The sequence below is a fragment of the Aeromonas sp. A35_P genome (genome assembly GCF_002259925.1).
In the GTDB taxonomy this organism is placed as follows: Bacteria; Pseudomonadota; Gammaproteobacteria; order Enterobacterales; family Aeromonadaceae; genus Aeromonas; species Aeromonas dhakensis.
The window spans coordinates 1-18,960 of the sequence record NZ_NEVB01000252.1; the positions used below are offsets into that span (position 1 = coordinate 1).

Consider the following 18,960-nt stretch of genomic DNA (forward strand, 5'->3'; position numbering starts at 1 on the left):
GTTTGCACCATCCTGGCGGAAACTAGTCTGCACCATCCCTCTTTTAATTACAGCTATTTTACCAAATAAACAATATCAATTAGTACATTTGCTAATAAAAAGCGCCTCCCTTGGGAGGCGCTTTTCAGTTCAGTACAAAGCAATCAGGAATTACAGGGACTCTGCGGTCGCAACCACATTTTCCACGGTAAAGCCGAATTCCTTGAACAGCAGCTCGGCCGGCGCGGACTCACCGAAGGAGCGCATGCCGATGATCTTGCCGCCAAAGCCCACGTACTTGTACCAGTAGTCGGCGATGCCGGCTTCGATGGCCACACGCTTGGTGACGGAGGACGGCAGCACGGACTCCTTGTACTCGGCGGATTGAGCGTCGAATACGTCGGTAGACGGCAGAGAGACCACGCGCACGGCACGGCCCTTGGCAGTCAGCTGCTCATAGGCGGCCACGGCCAGTTCCACTTCGGAACCGGTGGCGATCAGGATCAGCTCCGGCGTACCGGCGCAATCCTTCAGCACGTAGCCACCCTTGGCGGTGTCGGCCAGCTGCTGGGCGCTGCGGTCCATCTGGGCCAGGTTCTGACGAGAGAAGATCAGAGAGGTCGGGCCGTCGGTACGCTCGATGGCGTGTTTCCAGGCGATGGCAGATTCAACCTGGTCACAGGGACGCCAGGTGCTCATGTTCGGGGTCAGACGCAGGGAGGCGATCTGCTCGACCGGCTGGTGAGTCGGACCATCTTCACCCAGACCGATGGAGTCGTGGGTGTAAACGAAGATGGAACGCTGCTTCATCAGGGCAGCCATGCGCAGGGCGTTGCGGGCGTACTCCATGAACATCAGGAAGGTGGCGCCGTAGGGGATGAAACCACCGTGCAGGGCGATACCGTTCATGATGGCGGACATGCCGAACTCGCGTACACCGTAGTGGATGTAGTTGCCGGAGGCATCGTCGTTGGTCAGGGACTTGGAACCGGACCACATGGTCAGGTTGGACGGCGCCAGGTCAGCGGAGCCACCCATGAACTCCGGCAGCAGCTTGCCGAACGCTTCCAGGGCGTTTTGGGACGCTTTACGGGTGGCGATCTTGGCCGGGTTGGCCTGCAGGTTTTCGATGATTTTGGCGGAGTCGGCAGCCCAGTTGGCCGGCAAGTCGCCTGCGGTGCGGCGCTTGAACTCGGCAGCCAGCGCCGGGTGAGCGGCTTCATAGGCAGCGAACTTTGCAGCCCAGTCGGCTTCAAGCGCAGCGCCCTTCTCCTGACCGTTCCACTCGGCAGCGATGTCGGCCGGGATAACGAACGGGGCGTGGTCCCACTTCAGGAAGGCACGAGCAGCGGCGATCTCGTCGTTGCCCAGCGGTGAGCCGTGGCAGTCGTGGGAGCCGGACTTGTTCGGGGAACCGTAACCGATGATGGTGCGGCAGCAGATCAGGGTCGGCTTGCCGGTCTCGGCCTTGGCGGCTTCGATGGCAGCGTTGATCGCTTCCGGGCTGTGACCGTCAACGGCCGGGATGACGTGCCAGCCGTAGGCTTCGAAGCGCTTGACGGTGTCGTCGGTGAACCAGCCTTCCACGTGACCGTCGATGGAGATGCCGTTGTCATCCCAGAACGCGATCAGTTTGCCCAGTTGCAGGGTACCGGCCAGGGAGCAAGCCTCGTGGGAGATACCTTCCATCAGGCAGCCGTCGCCCATGAAGGCGTAGGTGTAGTGGTCAACGATGTCGTGACCCGGCTGGTTGAACTGCTCGGCCATGGCCTTCTCGGCGATCGCCATGCCCACGGCGTTGGTGATGCCCTGACCCAGCGGACCAGTGGTGGTCTCGACGCCCGGCGCATAACCGTACTCCGGGTGACCCGGGGTGCGAGAGTGCAGCTGGCGGAAGTTTTTCAGATCGTCGATGGAGAGGTCATAACCGGAGAGGTGCAGCAGGGAGTACAGCAGCATGGAGCCGTGGCCGTTGGAGAGGATGAAACGGTCGCGGTCGGCCCACTTGGGGTTGTTCGGGTTATGTTTCAGGTGGCTGCGCCACAATACTTCGGCGATATCCGCCATTCCCATGGGGGCGCCCGGGTGACCGGAGTTGGCTTTTTGAACGGCATCCATACTCAATGCGCGAATGGCATTGGCAAGCTCTTTACGAGAAGGCATCTGTATCTCCTGCGATTGCTTCATTTGATGGCCAAGATTAAGGCGCGTCATTGTCCCAGCAGGGGGCGCGGCGTGCAAATATTATCTGGGCGAATAAAGCCGCTTTGGGAGCTCAATCGCTTTTCTTGACGGGGCAAACGATTGAGTCGTAACCACTATCTACCCCAAATGGGGTGAAGAACGGATCTTGTTCGGCCAGGGGGCGGCAAAACCAAAATAGTGCTGGCAATCGAGGGGGTCGCTAACTAAAATGGACGTCCAGATGTAGATACCTCTACAATCATCCTATCATCACCCGGTTATTGCTGCGGCGATAACCCCAGACAAGCTGAGAATCCCATCATGGCAAAGCTGTTTACTTCCGAGTCGGTCTCCGAAGGCCATCCCGACAAGATTGCGGATCAGATCTCCGATGCGGTCCTGGACGCCATCCTCAAGCAAGACACCAAGGCACGCGTCGCCTGCGAGACCCTGGTCAAGACCGGCATGGTCATGGTGGCCGGTGAAGTAACCACCACCGCCTGGGTAGACATCGAGCAGATCGTGCGCGACACCGTGCGCGAGATCGGCTACACCCACTCCGACATGGGCTTCGATGCCGACTCCTGCGCCGTGCTGAACGCCATCGGCAAGCAGTCCCCGGACATCAACCAGGGCGTTGACCGCAGCGATCCGCTGGAGCAGGGCGCAGGCGACCAGGGCCTGATGTTCGGCTACGCCACCAACGAAACCGACGTGCTGATGCCGGCTCCCATCACCTACTCCCACCTGCTGGTGAAGCGTCAGGCCGAAGTGCGCAAGAACGGCACCCTGCCGTGGCTGCGTCCGGATGCCAAGAGCCAGCTGACCTTTGCCTACGACGACGCCGGCAAGATCATCGGTGTGGATGCCGTGGTGCTCTCTACCCAGCACGCCGAATCCATCAGCCACAAAGATCTGGTTGAAGCGGTGCGCGAAGAGATCATCAAGCCGGTGCTGCCGGCCGAGTGGATCAACAAGGACACCAAGTACTTCATCAACCCGACCGGCCGTTTCGTTATCGGCGGCCCCATGGGTGACTGCGGTCTGACCGGTCGCAAGATCATCGTCGACACCTACGGCGGCATGGCCCGTCACGGTGGTGGCGCCTTCTCCGGCAAGGATCCGTCCAAGGTTGACCGCTCCGCTGCCTACGCCGCCCGCTACGTGGCCAAGAACATCGTCGCCGCCGGTCTGGCCGATCGCTGTGAAGTACAGGTCTCCTACGCCATCGGCGTGGCCGAGCCGACCTCCATCAGCGTCGAGACCTTCGGCACTGCCAAGGTGGCCGAGGATCTGCTGGTCAAGCTGGTACGCGAGCACTTCGAACTGCGCCCGTACGGCCTGATCCAGATGCTGGATCTGAAGCGCCCGATCTACCAGGCTACCGCCGCCTACGGTCACTTCGGTCGCAACGAGTTCCCGTGGGAGCAGACCGACAAGGCCGAACTGCTGCGTTCCGCCGCCGGCCTGTAAGCGTCGCGCTTGTGGTATAAAGGGGAGCCTGGCTCCCCTTTTGCTTGTCCGCCATTTGCCGAGAACCCGATGTCCGCCACCGCTACCCGCCTCGACCCCGCCCTGCACGAGCAGCTGCTCACCCGCGTCGACGCCTGTTTTGTGCAGGCCGAAGCACGCCTTGGCCGCTCCTTTCCCCGCCCGCAGGTGCACTGCAACATGCGCGGTCGGGCGGCGGGTTCGGCGCGGCTGCAAACCTGGGAGCTGCGCTTCAACCCGGCCCTCTATCAGGCCAACCAGCAGGCGTTTCTGGCCGAGGTGGTGCCCCACGAGGTGGCCCACCTGCTGGTTTATGCCCTGTGGGGGGAAGGACGCGGCAAATCGCGGGTGCTGCCCCACGGCCGCCAGTGGCAATCTGTGATGCGGGAGCTGTTCGGGCTTGAGCCCAGAACCACCCACAGCTTCGATCTGGCGGTACTGGCGCAGCCGACCATCCCCTATCGCTGCCTCTGCCAGCAGCATCAGCTGTCGGTGCGCCGCCACAACAAGGTGGTGCGCGGCGAGGCCCGCTACCACTGCCGTCGCTGCCGGCAGCCGCTGGAACAGCTCGTCACGTCGCAGTAAGCCAGCCGGTGTCGCGCCCTTGTGGTAGGGTGCCCGCCATCGTTTGTCAATCATCCCGTTTGCAAGGAATCCCATGCGTCTCATCTCTTCCCTCGCCCTGACCCTGCTGGCCGGTTTGCCGCTGCTCAGCGCGCCCCTGCATGCCCAGACCTTTCGCGAAGCCAAGCAGGATCTGGTCAAGCTCTACCAGAGCCAGCCCGCTGTCACCACCATCTACTGCGGCTGCAGCATCGACTATCAGGGCAAGAAAATGAGCCCGGATCTGGCCAGCTGCGGCTATGAGCCACGTAAGCAGCCCAAGCGCGCCGCCCGCATCGAGTGGGAACACGTGGTGCCGGCCTGGGAGTTCGGCCACCAGCTCAAGTGCTGGCAGGAGGGGGGCCGCAAGAACTGCGGCAAGAGCGACGAGTTCAACCAGATGGAGGGGGACATGCACAACCTCTTCCCCGCCGTTGGCGAGGTGAACGGCGATCGGACCAACTTCCGCTTCTCCGACTGGAACGGCACCCCGGATCAGTACGGCCAGTGCCGGATGCTGGTGGATTTCAAGGAGCGCCGGGTGCAACCACCCAAGGGGCCGGTACGGGGCCAGATTGCCCGCGCCTACCTCTACATGAGCCAGCAGTATGGGCTGCGTCTGGCGGCGCAACAGCGTAAACTGTTCGAAGCCTGGGACAGGCAGTACCCGGCCGACGGCTGGGAGTGCGAGCGCAATCGCCGCATCGGCAAGCTGCAGGGCAATACCAACCCCTTTATTGAAAAGCTGTGCCAGTAACCCCATTTGACCTGGGAGGGGGATCGCCCCCTCTTATCATGAAACCCTTCACCCTCTGTCTCGTGAGCCTTGCTCACCGCCGTGCAGTAGGATATTGAAGGGTTTCCAAGCAAGAGACTGACTATCAGCCATGCGCATTCCACGTATCTATGAACCGGCCACCCTGCAGGTGGGCCAGACCCTAGCCCTGTCGGAAGACGGCGCCAATCACATCGGCCGGGTGCTGCGCATGCAGCCGGGTCAGCAGCTCGAGCTGTTCAACGGCGACGGCAACCAGTACCCCGCCACCATCGCCAATGTGGGCAAGAAGTCGGTGGAGGTGACCATCGACAGCTGCGAGCAGCGCTCGGTGGAGTCCCCGCTGGCCATCCACCTGGGTCAGGTGATCAGCCGCGGCGACAAGATGGACTTCACCATCCAGAAATCGGTGGAGCTGGGCGTCACCTGCATCACCCCGCTCTTCTCCGAGCGCTGCGGCGTCAAGCTGCCGGCCGATCGGCTGGAGAAAAAACGCGAACAGTGGCAGAAGGTGGTGATCAGTGCCTGCGAGCAGTGCGGCCGCAATACCGTGCCCGAGGTGCGCATGCCGATGGAGCTGGACGCCTGGCTGGCGGAAGAGACCCAGGAGCTCAAGCTCAACCTGCACCCGCGCGCCCCTTACAGCATCAACACCCTGCCTGTTCCCGAGCACGGCGTGCGCCTGCTGATCGGCCCGGAAGGGGGCTTGTCGAGCGACGAGATCGCCCGTACCGTGCAGGAAGATTTCAAGGAGATGCTGCTGGGGCCGCGGGTGCTGCGCACCGAAACCGCCGCCCTGACCGCGATTACTGCGCTGCAGTGCCGCTTCGGCGATCTCGCGTAATACCATCGGGCAGTGTCGATAAGCTGCAGGCTGCATTGAGGCAGCCTCAAGCGGCCGATTACGCTGCGCTAATCGACCCTACAACCCCATCGAGCCATTAAGAAGGAACAGCGGATGACCATTAAACTCGGCATCGTGATGGACCCCATCTCGGCCATCAACATCAAGAAGGACTCCAGCTTCGCCATGCTCGAAGAGGCGCAAAAGCGCGGCTACGAGCTGTTCTATCTGGAGATGAAGGATCTCTACATGGAGGCCGGTCGCGCCTTCGGCACCATGCGTCCGCTCACCGTCAAATATGACTATGCCGACTGGTACAGCCTCGGCGAGGTGGTGGATCAGCCTCTCTCCAGCCTGGACGTGATCCTGATGCGCAAGGATCCCCCCTTCGACACCGAGTTCATCTACGCCACCTACATGCTGGAGCGGGCCGAGGATGAGGGCTGCCTCATCGTCAACAAGCCCCAGAGCCTGCGCGACGCCAACGAGAAGCTCTACACCGCCTGGTTTGCCGAGCACACCCCGACCACGCTGGTGACCCGCCGCGCCGACAAGCTGCGCGCCTTCCACGCCCAGCACAAGGACGTGATCCTCAAGCCGCTGGACGGCATGGGCGGCGCCTCCATCTTCCGCATGAAGGAAGATGACGCCAACGTCGGCGTGATTATCGAGACCCTCACCGCCCACGGCAGCCAGTACTGCATGGCGCAGACCTATCTGCCCGCCATCAAGGATGGCGACAAGCGGGTGCTGGTGGTGGACGGCGAGCCGGTGCCCTACTGCCTGGCCCGCATCCCAGCCCAGGGGGAGACCCGTGGCAACCTGGCGGCCGGCGGCCGTGGCGAAGCGCGCCCCCTGAGCGAGGCGGACTGGGCCATCGCCCGCGCGGTGGGCCCGACGCTGAAAGAGAAGGGGCTCATCTTCGTCGGCCTCGACATCATCGGCGATCGGCTGACCGAGATTAACGTCACCAGCCCCACCTGCATCCGCGAGATTGAAGCGGCCTTCGACGTGCACATCACCGGCATGTTGATGGATGCCATCGAGCGCCGGCTGGCCAAGGCTTAAGCCGTCCCAGCCAGCTGTGACGACAGATGATAAACAACAGAGGCGGCCCCGGGGCCGCCTCTTTTCTATCCATCTATCAATCCATCTATCCAGCGTCAGCCCCCTCAGCAGCGGAACTGCCCCACCTTCTCCTTGAGATCCCCCGACAGCTGCTCCAGCTCGTGACAGTTCTGGTTGAGCTGGGTGGCCGCCCCGGTCGACTCGGTCGCGATATGGGCGATGTTGACCACGTTGCGGGTGATCTCCTCGGCCACCTTGCTCTGCTCCTCCGCCGCCGTGGCAATCTGGGTATTCATCTCGTTGATCACGTTGACCGAGCTGACTATCTCGCCGAGCGCCTGACCACAGGCCAGCACGGTTCGGTTGGACTCTTCCACCTGCTCCAGCCCCTGCTCCATGCTGCTGGCCGCCTGATTGGCCCCCTGCTGCAACTTGACGATGGTCTTGCCGATCTCTTCAGTGGAGCGCTGGGTACGCTGGGCCAGGGTGCGTACCTCGTCGGCCACCACCGCAAAGCCGCGCCCCTGATCCCCTGCCCGCGCCGCCTCGATGGCGGCGTTGAGGGCCAGCAGGTTGGTCTGCTCGGCGATGCCGCGAATGGCGTCCATCACGCTGCCGATGTCCCGGCTGTCATCCGCCAGCTGGGTGATCATGGCTGCCGTGTTCTGGATCTGGGAGGAGAGGTGTGACATGCGCGCAATGGCATCCTCCACTATCTGATGGCCGTGCCGTGCGCTGTCGTCGGCATGACGGGCCGCATCGGCCGCATGGTTGGAGCTGTTGGCCACCTCGGCTACCGTGCTGCTCATCTGGTTCATGGCGGTCGCGGTCTGATCCGTCTCCGCCTGCTGCTGGGCAAACCGCTGGCGGCTCTCGACCCCGATATGGGCCAGCTGGGCCGATGCCCTGGCAAGCTGCTCGGCGGTCTCGTTGATCTGGGCTATGAGACCGCGAAAATGGCGGATCACCTCGTTGAGGGAGTGCGCCAGACTGCCCATCTCATCCTTGCGCAGCACGGGGGCCAGCCGGCTCAAGTCGAGATCCGTCTGCATGCCGCGCAGGATCTGCCCCATGGCCGCCAGCGGCTGGCTGACGCTGCGCCCGGCCCAAACCCCGATAAACAGCACACAGCCCCCCACCACCACAAACAGCGCGACAAACAGCTGGGTCAGCTGCTGCCTGAGCTGGTTGAGCTCGGCCACGTTCTCTTCCGCCTCTTTTAGCTGGAACGCCACCTGATCGCTCACCGCATCGCTGACCGGGTCGATCACCTGATAGAGCGGCATGATGGCAGCGGCGAGCGCCGGGTTGTGTGCGCCCGGCGAGCCGTCCAGCAGCCCCATCACCTTTTCTATCTCCCGGTTGGCGGCGGCAAACAGCGCCTCCACCTTGTCCGCCCGTCTGCGCTCCTCGTCACTCATGTCGTGGCTGCGATACTGGCGCCAGATGGTGGCGATCTCCTGCTGGGCGGCGCTCATGTCGGCCTTGGAGCGGGCCGGCTCGAAGCCACCTACGTTGGCCTTGTTGGCGGCATCGATCACCTTGACCGCATAGAGATCGGCGATCTGCTTGAGCTCCTTGAGCTGGACCACCTCCCCCTGATACATGGCGTTGATGCCGGTCATCAGCCGGGACATCGCCTGGGTTGCTCCTATGACCAGCAGCAACAGCGCCAGCAGGGGAACTACACAGCCCAGGATCAACTTCTGCCTGATTGAAATACCTTCCATGGCTTTCTCTCCACTGAAACAGATTGACTGGTCTGAGCCAGCCGCCCAAAAAGCGGTTTTGCCAGACGAAGCGAGCTGCCATAATTGACTGCAAATACCTTTGCAATATTTGGCCCATATGCAAACACTGCAAAATCACTTCCTGCTCGCCATGCCGAGCCTCACCGACCCCTATTTCGAGCGCTCGCTGGTCTATCTGTGCGAACACAACGAAGAGGGCGCCATGGGGCTGGTGGTCAATATTCCGGTGGACATGTCGCTGGAGACCATGCTGGATCAGCTCAAGCTGGCACCGCCCGCCAACCCGGAACTCAAGCAGCCGGTGCTGCAGGGGGGGCCGGTTCACGCCGATCGCGGCTTCGTGCTGCACAGCTTCCGCCCCGGTTTCAACTCCACCCTGCAGGTGGGGGACGAGCTGATGGTCACCACCTCCAAGGACATACTGGAGACCCTGGGTACCGAGGAGGCACCGGCGCACTGGCTGGTGGCGCTCGGTTACGCCGGCTGGAGCGCGGGGCAACTGGAACAGGAGCTGGTGGACGGCGCCTGGCTGGTGATCCCCCCCAATCCGGATCTGGTGTTCAAGACCCCCATCCACCAGCGCTGGCAACGCGCCGCCGCCAGCATCGGGGTCAATCCCGTTCACCTGTCCAGCGACATCGGCCACGGCTGATGCAATCTGCTGTGCAATTTGCGACGCATTCTGAGGAAATTACCCAATGTCATCACGCAGTATCATGGGCTTTGACTACGGCACCAAGAGCATAGGGGTCGCCATCGGTCAGGAGCTCACCGGCACGGCCCGCCCGCTGCGCGCCCTCAAGGCCAACGACGGCATCCCCAACTGGGACGAGATAGACAAGCTGCTCAAGGAGTGGCAACCGGACCTGCTGGTGGTGGGTCTGCCGCTCAACATGGACGGCACCGAGCAGGAGATCACGGTGCGCGCCCGCAAGTTCGGCAACCGCCTGCACGGCCGCTTCGGCAAGCAGGTGGAGTTCAAGGACGAGCGGCTCACCACCACCGATGCCCGCGCCCGCCTGTTCGAACAGGGTGGCTATCGGGCGCTGGAGAAGGGGAGCGTGGATGGTGTCTCCGCCCAGCTCATCCTGGAAGCCTGGATGGAAGAGCAATACGACTGATCTGCCGGGGTGAGACGCTCGTGCGCCTCACCCCTTCTGCCCCTCTCAGGCCTTGGCCTGCGACAGCTCCCCCTCCTCACCATGGCGCTCACCAGCCTGCATCATGCGGTTGAGCCAGGGCACCATCAGCCCCATCACCCCCGCCACCAGCAGAGTTACCAGACCAATCTTGCCAAACACGTCCGTATAGATGGGCAGGGTCTGCAGCGGATCCGTCACCCCTTGCGGCACCGCGGTAAAGGTCGCCACATAGCCCCCGAGCAAGGAGGCCATCGCCTGGGTCAGGAACCACATGCCGAGGATGAAGCCCATCAGCCGCTGCGGCACCAACGCCGCCACCATGGCCAGCCCCAGGGCGCTGATCATCAGCTCCCCCAGACTCTGGAACAGATAGATGAGCACCATGAACCAGGGCGAGGTGAGCCCCTGCGCATCGGCAAACCAGATACCGGACGCCGCCGCGGTGAGAAAACCGAGGGAACAGAACAGCATGCCCAGGGTGAACTTGAGCGGCATGGTGAGATCCCGCCCCTGGCTGCCCAGCCGGGTATAGATCAGCGCCAGCACCGGGCTGCCCAGCACCACCCAGAAGGGGTTGAGCGCCTGGAAGCTGACCGGGTTGACGGTCACCCCCAGCATTTCATGGTGCATGTTGTTGATGGCAAAGAAGTTGAGCGAAGTCGGCATCTGGGCGTAGAGCACGTAGAACACCACCGCCTCCAGCATCAGCACGAAGGCCACGTACATCTTGTTGCGCCCGACGCTGTCGAGCTTGAACGCCTCGCGAAAGAAGAAGACCACCACGGCCAGGGTCACCGTCATCAGCACCATGTTGGCGATCACCACGTGGTGCATCAGCCAGGCGCAGAAGAAGACCAGGGCGACCGAGCCCAGCAGCACCAGCAGCAACTTGACGTAGTCGAGCGGCAGGTGATCGGGGGCCGAGCCTATCCCCTTGACCATGCGGCGGCAGGCGAAGAAGGTGAGCAGGGCGATCACCAGGCCGACCCCGCACAGGTTGTAGGTCACTGTGTAGCCGTAGTGATCGGCCACCACGGGAGCCAGCGACAGGGAGATGAGCGAGCCGACGTTGATCGACATGTAGAACAGGGTGAAGGCGCCATCCAGCCGGGGATCCCCGGGCTCGTAGCACTTGGCGAGCAGGCTGGCGGGGTTGGCCTTGAACAGGCAGTTGCCGACGGCGATGGTGCCCAGTGCATAGAAGATGAGGTCGGGGTTGTAGATGGACATGCCGGTCATGAAGTAGCCGATGACCAGTACAATGGCCCCCAGCACCATGGTGCGCTTGGTCCCCAGAATATGGTCACCCACGTAACCGCCCACCGAGATGAGGCCGTACACCAACGCCGAGAAGGCACCGAAGGTGATGAAGGACTGCTCCTGGGAAAAGCCCAGCTGCTGGACGAAGAACACCGCCAGCAGGCCCTGGACGCCGTAATAGCCGAAGCGCTCCCAGAGCTCGACGAAGAAGATCATGAAAAAGGGTTTGGGTTGTTGCAACAACCCGGTCGGGGTGGATGGACGCATGCTAACCTACCTGTCTGTATGTATTTTCTTATTCATGTGAGCGGCCCCGCAGCCGGGTTGGCCAAGGGTCGCAAGCTTGCTGCCGCGACGCAGATGAAGGGGAGAACAGGCCGGCTGGCCCGGATAGGGTGATGCTGAGGGGGCGATGGTTTTCGCCATGCCATGAACCTCCCTGCTCGGGTCATCGACCCCTTGCTGGCGGCAGACCGAATATCGGCAGGCAACCAAAAACAGGGGTTCGAACGGGCCTTCCTCTCCTGCCGCGACTCGCTTCCAGTCAAGATGGCCCGGCATTCACCGCATAACGTTAAAACATCGAGCAATCATCACTATTTATGATAATTAACTACATATGAAGCAGGTAAGCCGTAGATCACACTTGTAACTATGTCATTGGTGAAGTTTTCTAATATGACGGGATTAGTTTTGTTAATCTCAAACGGGTCTTTATTTCACTGCCGCCCCCAGATCAGATGACAACGCCGGGCAAAGCCCGGCGTTTTTCAGAACAGGCGGGTCGCGGCAAATGGCGCCGTGACCCGCGGCCAGAGCCCCCTCAGGGAGCCAGCTTGCTCAGGATGGCGTGGGCCGCCTTTACCCTCTCCTGGATGGGGTAGTTGCGGTTGGCCAGCATGACGATGCCCACCCCCTTTGCCGGCACGAAGGCCACATAGGCGCCAAAGCCGTTGGTCGAGCCGGTCTTGTTGAAGAGCCGCTGGCTCCCCATCTCCTTCGGCGCGGCCGTCGTCGGATTGGCCTTCATGATCACCTGGGCCGAGTTGCCCGCCAGCAGCGCCTGCTCGCTGATCGGATAGGGGTAACTCTCCCAACCCAGCCCCTGGGTCATCCCGCCTACCGAGTAGTGCCCCTGGTGGGTCAAGGCGATGGCCTGCTGCAACCCCTTGTCATCCACCCCGTTGATGTTGGCCTTCACGAAGGCGAGCAGATCTGCCGAGCTGGTCTTGATGCCGTAGGCCTCGTCCGCCAGCACCCCTGGCGTGACCCTGATGGGCTTGTCCTCTTTCGAATAGCCATAGGCGTAGTTCGCCATCGCCTGCTTCGGCACATCGACATAGGTGTGATGCAGGCCGAGCCCGGGCAGCAGGGTCTGCTCCATCAACTGGGCAAACGGCTGCTGCAGACTGCTCGCCGCCAGATAGCCGAACAGGCCGATACTGGGGTTGGAGTACTGGCGATGGCTGCCCGGCTGATAGGCTGGCGTCCACTGGCGATAGTAAGCCTGCATCTGCGCGACCGACTCCACCCCGTCGGGGAATTGCAGCGGCAGCCCCCCGGCACTGTAAGTGGCAAGCTCGGCCATGGTGATGCCATCAAAGGCGGAGCCCTTGAGCCAGGGGGCGTGCCGGCTCACCTTGTCATCCAGCCCAATGCCCCCCTTGACCACGGCGTAGGCCCCCAGGGTCGCGGTCAGGGTCTTGCTGACCGAGCCAATCTCGAACAGGGTCTGCTCGCTGACCTTCTTCCCCGTCGCCAGCTCGGCAACCCCGTAGTTGAAGTAGTGGGGCTGCCCCTCTTTGAACACGGCCACCGCCATGCCCGGGATCCTGTGCTCTTTCACCAGCGGGCGAATGACATCATCCACGACCCCGGCCAGCGGGTCGGCGGGAGCGGCCTGGGTGAGGGACGACAGCAGCAGGGCGCTCAGCGCCAGCAACGACAAGGGTGAGGTTTGCTTCATGACATGGTTCTCGTGAGGTTGGAAAGCCGCCAGCATAGCGGGCCAATATGTGCCGGGCATGAGCGCCGGTGAAGTCTGTGTGAAGTCGCGCTTCAAATCACCCGGATTCAATGGGTTATCTGCAACTTATCCTCTTGCCACCGAACTGGCGTATTAAGCTGTAGGGGCAACGACACCGAGGGGGAGGCACCCGTGCAGACACAACCACAGATAACCCGGCTGCTGACGGCGCTGGAGCAGGTGATCCTGGGCAAGCCGCTGCAGCTCAAGATAGCCCTGGTGACCCTGCTGGCCCGCGGCCACCTGCTGATCGAGGATCTGCCCGGCATGGGCAAGACCACCCTGGCCCATGCCCTGGCGCAGGTGCTGGGGCTCGACTGCCGGCGGGTGCAGTTCACCGCCGACCTGCTGCCGGCCGACCTGCTGGGGCTGCAGATCTTTGACCCCCACCAGCAGCAGTTTCGCTTTCACCCCGGCCCCGTCTTTGCCCAGGTGCTGCTGGCGGACGAGATCAACCGCGCCAGCCCCAAGGTGCAGAGCGCCCTGCTGGAGGCCATGGCCGAGGGCAAGGTGAGCATAGAGGGGCAGAGCCACCCGCTGCCCTCCCCCTTCTTCGTCATCGCCACCCAAAACCCGGCGGATCAATCGGGCACCTACCCCCTGCCGGAATCCCAGCTCGATCGCTTCGCGGTGCGCCTCTCCCTCGGCTTTCCGACCCCGGAGGCGGAGCGGCGGCTGCTGCGTGGGGCCAACCAGAGCGCCCCCCTCGCGCGCCAGCTCGATGCCGCAGATCTCGCCGCCCTGCAGGCCGAGGCGGCGCAGATCCACCTCGCCGACGCCACCCTCGACTACCTGCTGGCACTGGTGCAGCAGAGCCGCTTCGATGCCGAGCTGCCGCAACCGCTCTCGCCCCGCGCCGCCCAGACCCTGCTGGCGGTGAGCCGGGCCTGGGCACTGGTGGCGGGCCGCCGCTTCGTCAGCGTGGAGGATGTGCAGGCGGTCTTCCCCTACGTGGCCGAGCACAGGCTCAGGGGCAGCTTCGGGGTGCAGCGCGGGGAAGCTTGCCCGCTCAGCCAGCGCCTGCTGGCCCGGGTCGATCCGGATCGCCCCTGATGAACTGGCGCCAACGCAGAGCCGGGTGGCAGCAAGGCTGGCTGGCCAGGCGCATCCCGCCGGCGCGCCAGCTCACCCTGCAGGGGCGCTGTCTGTTCATCCTGCCTACCCGGCTCGGCCTCTGCTATCTGCTGGTGATGCTGGCCATCTATCTGCTCGGCACCAACTACCAGAACAACCTGGTGTTGCTGGTGGCCTACGGCCTCGGCAGCCTGTTCATGGTCACCATGTGGCTCACCCACCGCAACCTGCTGGGGCTGGCCCTGCTGGGGGGGCCTGCCGTGCTGGGAGAGGTGGGCATCCCCTTGCCCATGCGCATCACGGTACGCAGCGAACGGCCGCTGCAGGCACTGCAGTTTTCCCTCAATGAAGGGCGGCTCTGGCTGGCGCAGGTGGATGCGGTGCCCCAACCCCTGCTCCTGCCGGTGTCGGGTATCCGGCGCGGGCGCCTGCCGCTGGAGAGGCTGCGAGTGGAGAGTCGCTACCCCCTCGGCCTGTTTCGCTGCTGGTCACTGCTGGATTTGCAACTGGAGGGCTGGCTCGCCCCGGCCCCCGTGTACGGCCCATTGCGCGGGGAGGCCGCGACCGACGCGACGGGCAACCGGGGACAACCCACCCCAGCCTCGATGGGGGATTTCGACATGCTGCGGGCCCACCAGAGCGGCGAGCCGCTCAGCCGGGTTGCCTGGAAACAGCTCGCCCAGGGGCGCGGCCTGCTGGTGAAGCAATTCTGCGAGCCAGGACAGGATGATACCCACCTCTCCCTCTCCCGGGTTGGCGGCCAGGATCTCGAAGCGAGGCTGGCGGTGCTCGCCTGGTGGTGTGGCGACTATGCCAAACGGGGCATTCCCTTCAGCCTGACCCTGGCGGGCCGGACGCTCGGGCCGGACAGTGGCCCCGCCTTTTTGCAGCGCTGCCGGCTGGCACTGGCCCGCCTCGACGCCAGGGAGCCGATGCAGGAGACAGACCTCGATGCTGCTCGATAACCGGCGCCTGCTGCCGCTGCTCGCCCTGCTGCAGTTGCTGCTGATCCCGGCCCTCTGGCCCCAGCTGCAGCTCTGGGTGATGGCCGTCTCGCTGCTTGCCCTGGGCGTGCGGGCCATGATGCTGTGGCGGGGCTGGCGCCCACTGCCCGCCGCCGCACTGGCTCTGCTGGCCATACTGGGAGTGGCACTGCTGGGCTGGCAGTGGCGCCAGCTCGGCACCCTGCCGGCCCTCATCAACCTGCTCTGGCTCGGCTACGGCCTCAAGCTCATCGAGGTACGGCGGGAGCGGGATGTGGAGCAGGTGCTGCTGCTCGCCTTCTTTCTGGTCGCGCTGGCGCTGGTGCAGCGGCAAAGCATGGGCTGGGCCCTGGCGATGGCGGGGGCGCTCTGGCTGGCGGTCACCACCCTGCTGGCGGCGGTGCAGCCCCTCGGCCAGCGACTGTGGCTGCGCGCCGGCGTCACCCTGCTGCTGACCGCGCCCCTGCTGCTCACTCTGTTTCTGCTGCTGCCAAGGCTACCGCCGCTCTGGCAGATGCCAAGCAGCAACCGCGCCCTCTCCGGCCTCTCGGAGGAGGTGGCCCCCGGCGACATCAACGAGCTGGTCAACTCCTCCGAGCTGGCTTTTCGCATCAGCTTCGCCTCAGCGCCCCCCCTGCCCCAGGAGCGCTACTTCCCGCTGATGCGCCAGGAGCTGTTCGATGGCCGCCGCTGGTTGTTAAGCGATGAGGTGCGCCGCTGGCAACAGTCTCAGTCCGTGCAGACGCTGCCGGCGGCCAACCCGGCGACGTCGCTGCCTGCCGGCGGTTATCAGGTGATCGCCGAGCCCCAGCGCCACCGCTGGACCCTGGCCCAAGCCGACCCCGAGGTATTGAGCGGCCCGGTCACCTTGAGCCCCCTCGCCACCCTCTATCGTCGCGATCGGGGGGATAGCCGCGTCAGCTACCGGGTCAGCACGGCCGCCACGGCGCCACCAGCCAGCCAGGCGACCCGCCAGCTCAACCTGCAGTTGCCCGCCACCGGCAACCCCAAGGCGCGGGCCCACGCCCTGATGCTCAAGGCCCGCCATCCGACGCCGGAGGCGCTCGCCGCCGCCCTGCTGGGCGAGTTTCGTCAGGGCGACTTCTACTACACCCTGCAGCCACCACGGCTGGGGCAGGACGGGGTGGATGATTTTCTGTTCGAGAGCCGGCGCGGTTTTTGCGGCCACTACGCCATGGCCACCGCCTTCGTGCTGCGGGCGGCCGGCATCCCGGCCAGGCTGGTGACCGGCTACCTTGGCGGTGAGTGGAATCCGAGGGGCAATTATCTGGAGGTGCACCAGTTCGACGCCCACGCCTGGGTGGAATATCTGGATGAGCAGAACCGCTGGCAGCGGCTCGATCCCACCGCCGCGGTGGCGCCCCAGCGCATCGAGGGGGGCATGCCGGCGGCCCTTGGCGGCGAGTTCGCCGCTGCTGACCCGCTCTCTTTGCAGCGCTATCGCAACTGGGCCCTGCTCAACCAGCTGCGCTGGTGGGGGGCCAACCTCGATTATCAATGGACCCGCTGGGTACTCAACTATGATGCGGCCAGCCTGTGGCAACAGCTGGGGCAACGCTGGCCGGCACTCTCAGGCCATACCCACTGGCTTATTCTGGCCACACTGATGGGGGTAGCCAGCCTGGTGGGCGGCCTGCTGCTCTGGCGCGGCCCGACCCCGGCCAGGCTGCGGTTATGGCAGCCCCTGCGCCGGCGCGCCGCCCGCCACGGCTGGCAACCGCAGGCGGGGGAGAGCCTGGCCAGCTGGTGCGAGCGCCTCGCCGATCTCAGACCCTCGCTGGCGCGGCCGCTGCGACAGGGGGCCTGGCTCTACCGGCGCTGGCGTTATGCCCCGCTGTCGCCCATACAGCGCCAACGCACCCTGCGCCAGCTGCGGCTCCGGCTGCGCCAGATCTGCCGGCGCTGGGATGCCCACAGCTGACTGCGATGAAACGGCCCCCAAACAAAAGGGGAGCCAATGGCTCCCCTTGTTATCAGACAACGGCGACTGCGAGGCTTATGCCTGCTTGCTGTTTTGCGCCGGATTGTCCCAGATCCCCTCTTCCAGCTGGCTGCGGATCTCGGGGTACTTGTTGGCATCGAAGGTGGGCAGCTTGCCCAGCTTGAGCTGGTCGTTGTAATCCTTGGCCAGCTTGATGGCCACGCCCGAGAGCAGCAGGATGGCCACCAGGTTGACGATGGCCATCAGCCCCATGGAGACATCCGCCATGGCCCACACGGTCGGCAGCTCGCCCACCGAACCGAACATCACCATGCCCAGCACGAACAGGCGGAACAGCATCAGGCCGCCCTTGTGGTTGTGCTCGAGGAACACCAGATTGGTCTCGGCGTAGGAGTAGTTCGCCACGATGGAGGTGAAGGCGAAGAAGAAGATGGCCGCCGCGATGAAGATGTTGCCACCGCCACCGATCTGGGAAGAGAGCGCCCGCTGGGTCAGCTCAACACCTGTGATGCCTGAGCCAGGCTCAAACTGGCCGGACATCAGGATGATGGCGGCGGTACAGGTACAGATGACGATGGTGTCGAGGAACACCCCCAGCATCTGCACATAACCCTGGGAGGCCGGGTGCGGCGGATAGGGGGTCGCAGTCGCGGCGGCGTTGGGGGCGGAACCCATGCCCGCTTCGTTGGAGAAGAGGCCGCGCTTGATGCCGTTGATCATCGCCTGGGAGATGGCGTAACCCAGCGCACCCGAGCCTGCCTGCTCAAGACCGAGAGCGGACTTGATGATGAGGCTGAACACGCCCGGCAACTCGTGAATGTTGACCAGCACCACGAACAGCGCCATCAGGATGTAGGCCAGTGCCATGAAGGGCACCACCAGCTCGGCAAAGCGTGCGATGCCGCGGATGCCACCGAAGATGATGAGGCCGGAGAGCACCACCAGAGCCAGACCGCTGACCCAGTCGGGGATGCCGAAGGCCACGTTCATCGCCAGGCTGATGGAGTTGGCTTGCACCGCGTTGAACACCAGACCAAACGCCAGGATCAGGCAGAGCGAGAACAGCACCCCCATCCAGCGCATGCCGAGCCCCTTCTCCATGTAGTAGGCGGGGCCGCCACGGTAGTTGCCATCCTCATCCTTGACCTTGTAGAGCTGGGCCAGGGTGCTTTCGACGAAGGCGGTCGCCATGCCGATGAAGGCGATCAGCCACATCCAGAAGATGGCGCCCGGGCCACCCAGATAGATGGCCACCGCCACACCGGCCAGGTTGCCGGTGCCGACACGGGCGGCAAGGCTGGTACAGAGGGCCTGGAAGGAGGAGATACCGGCCTTGTCTGATTTGCGGCTGTTGCGCAAAACGGAAAACATGTGGCCGAAGTGGCGGACCTGGATAAAACCCAGACGGAAGGTAAAGAAGATGCCGACGCCGATGAGCAGGTAGATGAGCACGGCTCCCCACATCAGGTCGTTAATCATTGCGATCAAGGTGTCCATATTTCTCTCGTTGTTATCACATCCATGGTCAGTCTGCGCTGACCCCTTGCTGTCGATTTCTGAATTTGCGGTTCACTAAAGGGGCGGAATCTAGCATAGCGAAGGAGTTCAGAATAGTGATCGGGATCACTGCGGAAACAAAAAACGAGCGTTTTAGCGCAATAAAGCTTCATTTAACTCGCAAAATTTCAACAAAACTGAGAATCCAATCAATCGGCCAACAAATTAGACCCATAAGAAAACCTTTTGGCAATTATCTACATAGAGGTATAACCGGCAAAAAGGAGGCAAACCATTACGCAAGCGTTTACCCATCCGGG

Annotated in this window: 16 protein-coding genes; 11 read left to right on the forward strand and 5 right to left on the reverse strand. The window is 63.5% G+C overall.

All coding sequences use genetic code 11. The features are described 5' to 3' along the window. Nucleotides 1-150 precede the first annotated feature (150 nt). Complete coding sequence (tkt, locus tag CAK78_RS20925; protein ID WP_094698570.1) at nt 151-2,142, reverse strand: transketolase; 1,992 nt, start codon at nt 2,140-2,142, stop codon at nt 151-153. 342 nt (nt 2,143-2,484) lie between these two features. Between tkt and metK the strand changes: the two genes are divergently transcribed. From metK to gshB, 5 genes are all read left to right on the forward strand, one after another. Continuing rightward, nucleotides 2,485-3,636 carry a methionine adenosyltransferase gene (metK, locus tag CAK78_RS20930; protein WP_005303314.1) on the forward strand — a complete coding sequence of 384 codons (1,152 nt, stop codon included), beginning with the start codon at nt 2,485-2,487 and terminating at the stop codon, nt 3,634-3,636. Nucleotides 3,637-3,705: 69 nt separating this feature from the next. Beyond that, a complete protein-coding gene (locus CAK78_RS20935; RefSeq protein WP_017781923.1) occupies nt 3,706-4,239 on the forward strand; it encodes a SprT family zinc-dependent metalloprotease in 534 nt (177 codons plus the stop codon). 73 nt (nt 4,240-4,312) lie between these two features. After that, nucleotides 4,313-5,014 (forward strand): endonuclease, encoded by a 702-nt coding sequence (locus CAK78_RS20940; RefSeq protein ID WP_094698571.1) that lies wholly within the window; start codon nt 4,313-4,315, stop codon nt 5,012-5,014. A 130-nt stretch (nt 5,015-5,144) separates the two neighbouring features. Then, nucleotides 5,145-5,876, forward strand: coding sequence for a 16S rRNA (uracil(1498)-N(3))-methyltransferase (rsmE, locus tag CAK78_RS20945; RefSeq protein WP_094698572.1), 732 nt, complete (start codon nt 5,145-5,147; stop codon nt 5,874-5,876). A gap of 114 nt (nt 5,877-5,990) precedes the next feature. Further along, on the forward strand, nt 5,991-6,944 hold the full coding sequence (gene gshB, locus CAK78_RS20950; RefSeq protein WP_005303321.1) for a glutathione synthase: 954 nt from the start codon (nt 5,991-5,993) through the stop codon (nt 6,942-6,944). A gap of 104 nt (nt 6,945-7,048) precedes the next feature. Here gshB and CAK78_RS20955 read toward each other — a convergent pair whose 3' ends face one another. Then, a complete protein-coding gene (locus tag CAK78_RS20955; protein WP_094698573.1) occupies nt 7,049-8,674 on the reverse strand; it encodes a methyl-accepting chemotaxis protein in 1,626 nt (541 codons plus the stop codon). Nucleotides 8,675-8,792: 118 nt separating this feature from the next. Here CAK78_RS20955 and CAK78_RS20960 point away from each other — a divergent pair, with 118 nt between their 5' ends. Further along, entirely contained in the window at nt 8,793-9,347 is a 555-nt protein-coding gene (locus CAK78_RS20960) for a YqgE/AlgH family protein (RefSeq protein WP_005303325.1), read from the forward strand. Nucleotides 9,348-9,393: 46 nt separating this feature from the next. Continuing rightward, the gene (gene ruvX, locus CAK78_RS20965; RefSeq protein ID WP_005303327.1) at nt 9,394-9,816 is read left to right on the forward strand and encodes a Holliday junction resolvase RuvX; all 423 of its coding nucleotides are present in this window, start codon (nt 9,394-9,396) and stop codon (nt 9,814-9,816) included. Nucleotides 9,817-9,861: 45 nt separating this feature from the next. Here ruvX and dtpB read toward each other — a convergent pair whose 3' ends face one another. Together dtpB and blaAQU are read right to left on the reverse strand one after the other, a co-directional pair. Further along, entirely contained in the window at nt 9,862-11,364 is a 1,503-nt protein-coding gene (gene dtpB, locus CAK78_RS20970) for a dipeptide/tripeptide permease DtpB (RefSeq protein ID WP_094698574.1), read from the reverse strand. Between the two features lie 556 nt (nt 11,365-11,920). Next, nucleotides 11,921-13,063, reverse strand: a complete 1,143-nt coding sequence (gene blaAQU, locus CAK78_RS20975) for an AQU family class C beta-lactamase (RefSeq protein WP_094698575.1) — start codon at nt 13,061-13,063, stop codon at nt 11,921-11,923. Between the two features lie 192 nt (nt 13,064-13,255). Between blaAQU and CAK78_RS20980 the strand changes: the two genes are divergently transcribed. The 3 genes from CAK78_RS20980 to CAK78_RS20990 are packed head-to-tail and all read left to right on the forward strand — an operon-like array spanning nt 13,256 to nt 17,122. Continuing rightward, nucleotides 13,256-14,176 carry an AAA family ATPase gene (locus CAK78_RS20980; RefSeq protein ID WP_094698576.1) on the forward strand — a complete coding sequence of 307 codons (921 nt, stop codon included), beginning with the start codon at nt 13,256-13,258 and terminating at the stop codon, nt 14,174-14,176. Beyond that, nucleotides 14,176-15,162, forward strand: coding sequence for a DUF58 domain-containing protein (locus tag CAK78_RS20985; protein ID WP_094698577.1), 987 nt, complete (start codon nt 14,176-14,178; stop codon nt 15,160-15,162). The genes CAK78_RS20980 and CAK78_RS20985 overlap by 1 nt, the downstream gene beginning before the upstream one ends. Then, nucleotides 15,149-17,122, forward strand: a complete 1,974-nt coding sequence (locus CAK78_RS20990; protein ID WP_094698578.1) for a transglutaminase TgpA family protein — start codon at nt 15,149-15,151, stop codon at nt 17,120-17,122. Before CAK78_RS20985 ends, CAK78_RS20990 begins: the two co-directional genes overlap by 14 nt. A 75-nt stretch (nt 17,123-17,197) precedes the next feature. Here the strand turns inward: CAK78_RS20990 and CAK78_RS20995 are convergent, their stop codons facing one another. Next, nucleotides 17,198-18,640, reverse strand: coding sequence for an alanine/glycine:cation symporter family protein (locus CAK78_RS20995; protein ID WP_005298492.1), 1,443 nt, complete (start codon nt 18,638-18,640; stop codon nt 17,198-17,200). Nucleotides 18,641-18,756: 116 nt separating this feature from the next. On the opposite strand from CAK78_RS20995, the gene CAK78_RS23005 reads away from it, so the two are divergent. After that, nucleotides 18,757-18,960 (forward strand): hypothetical protein (locus CAK78_RS23005; protein ID WP_217900839.1); only part of this gene is annotated, 204 nt, incomplete at its 3' end.

Bases quoted from the DNA above. Each gene is read 5' to 3' on its own strand.
- CAK78_RS20990 (WP_094698578.1), top strand. From the start codon at position 15,149: ATGCTGCTCGATAACCGGCGCCTGCTGCCGCTGCTCGCCCTGCTGCAG.
- gshB (WP_005303321.1), top strand. From the start codon at position 5,991: ATGACCATTAAACTCGGCATCGTGATGGACCCCATCTCGGCCATCAAC.
- CAK78_RS20940 (WP_094698571.1), top strand. From the start codon at position 4,313: ATGCGTCTCATCTCTTCCCTCGCCCTGACCCTGCTGGCCGGTTTGCCG.
- metK (WP_005303314.1), top strand. From the start codon at position 2,485: ATGGCAAAGCTGTTTACTTCCGAGTCGGTCTCCGAAGGCCATCCCGAC.
- CAK78_RS20935 (WP_017781923.1), top strand. From the start codon at position 3,706: ATGTCCGCCACCGCTACCCGCCTCGACCCCGCCCTGCACGAGCAGCTG.
- CAK78_RS20985 (WP_094698577.1), top strand. From the start codon at position 14,176: ATGAACTGGCGCCAACGCAGAGCCGGGTGGCAGCAAGGCTGGCTGGCC.
- ruvX (WP_005303327.1), top strand. From the start codon at position 9,394: ATGTCATCACGCAGTATCATGGGCTTTGACTACGGCACCAAGAGCATA.
- blaAQU (WP_094698575.1), bottom strand. From the start codon at position 13,063: ATGAAGCAAACCTCACCCTTGTCGTTGCTGGCGCTGAGCGCCCTGCTG.
- CAK78_RS20960 (WP_005303325.1), top strand. From the start codon at position 8,793: ATGCAAACACTGCAAAATCACTTCCTGCTCGCCATGCCGAGCCTCACC.
- tkt (WP_094698570.1), bottom strand. From the start codon at position 2,142: ATGCCTTCTCGTAAAGAGCTTGCCAATGCCATTCGCGCATTGAGTATG.
- rsmE (WP_094698572.1), top strand. From the start codon at position 5,145: ATGCGCATTCCACGTATCTATGAACCGGCCACCCTGCAGGTGGGCCAG.
- CAK78_RS20995 (WP_005298492.1), bottom strand. From the start codon at position 18,640: ATGGACACCTTGATCGCAATGATTAACGACCTGATGTGGGGAGCCGTG.
- CAK78_RS20955 (WP_094698573.1), bottom strand. From the start codon at position 8,674: ATGGAAGGTATTTCAATCAGGCAGAAGTTGATCCTGGGCTGTGTAGTT.
- dtpB (WP_094698574.1), bottom strand. From the start codon at position 11,364: ATGCGTCCATCCACCCCGACCGGGTTGTTGCAACAACCCAAACCCTTT.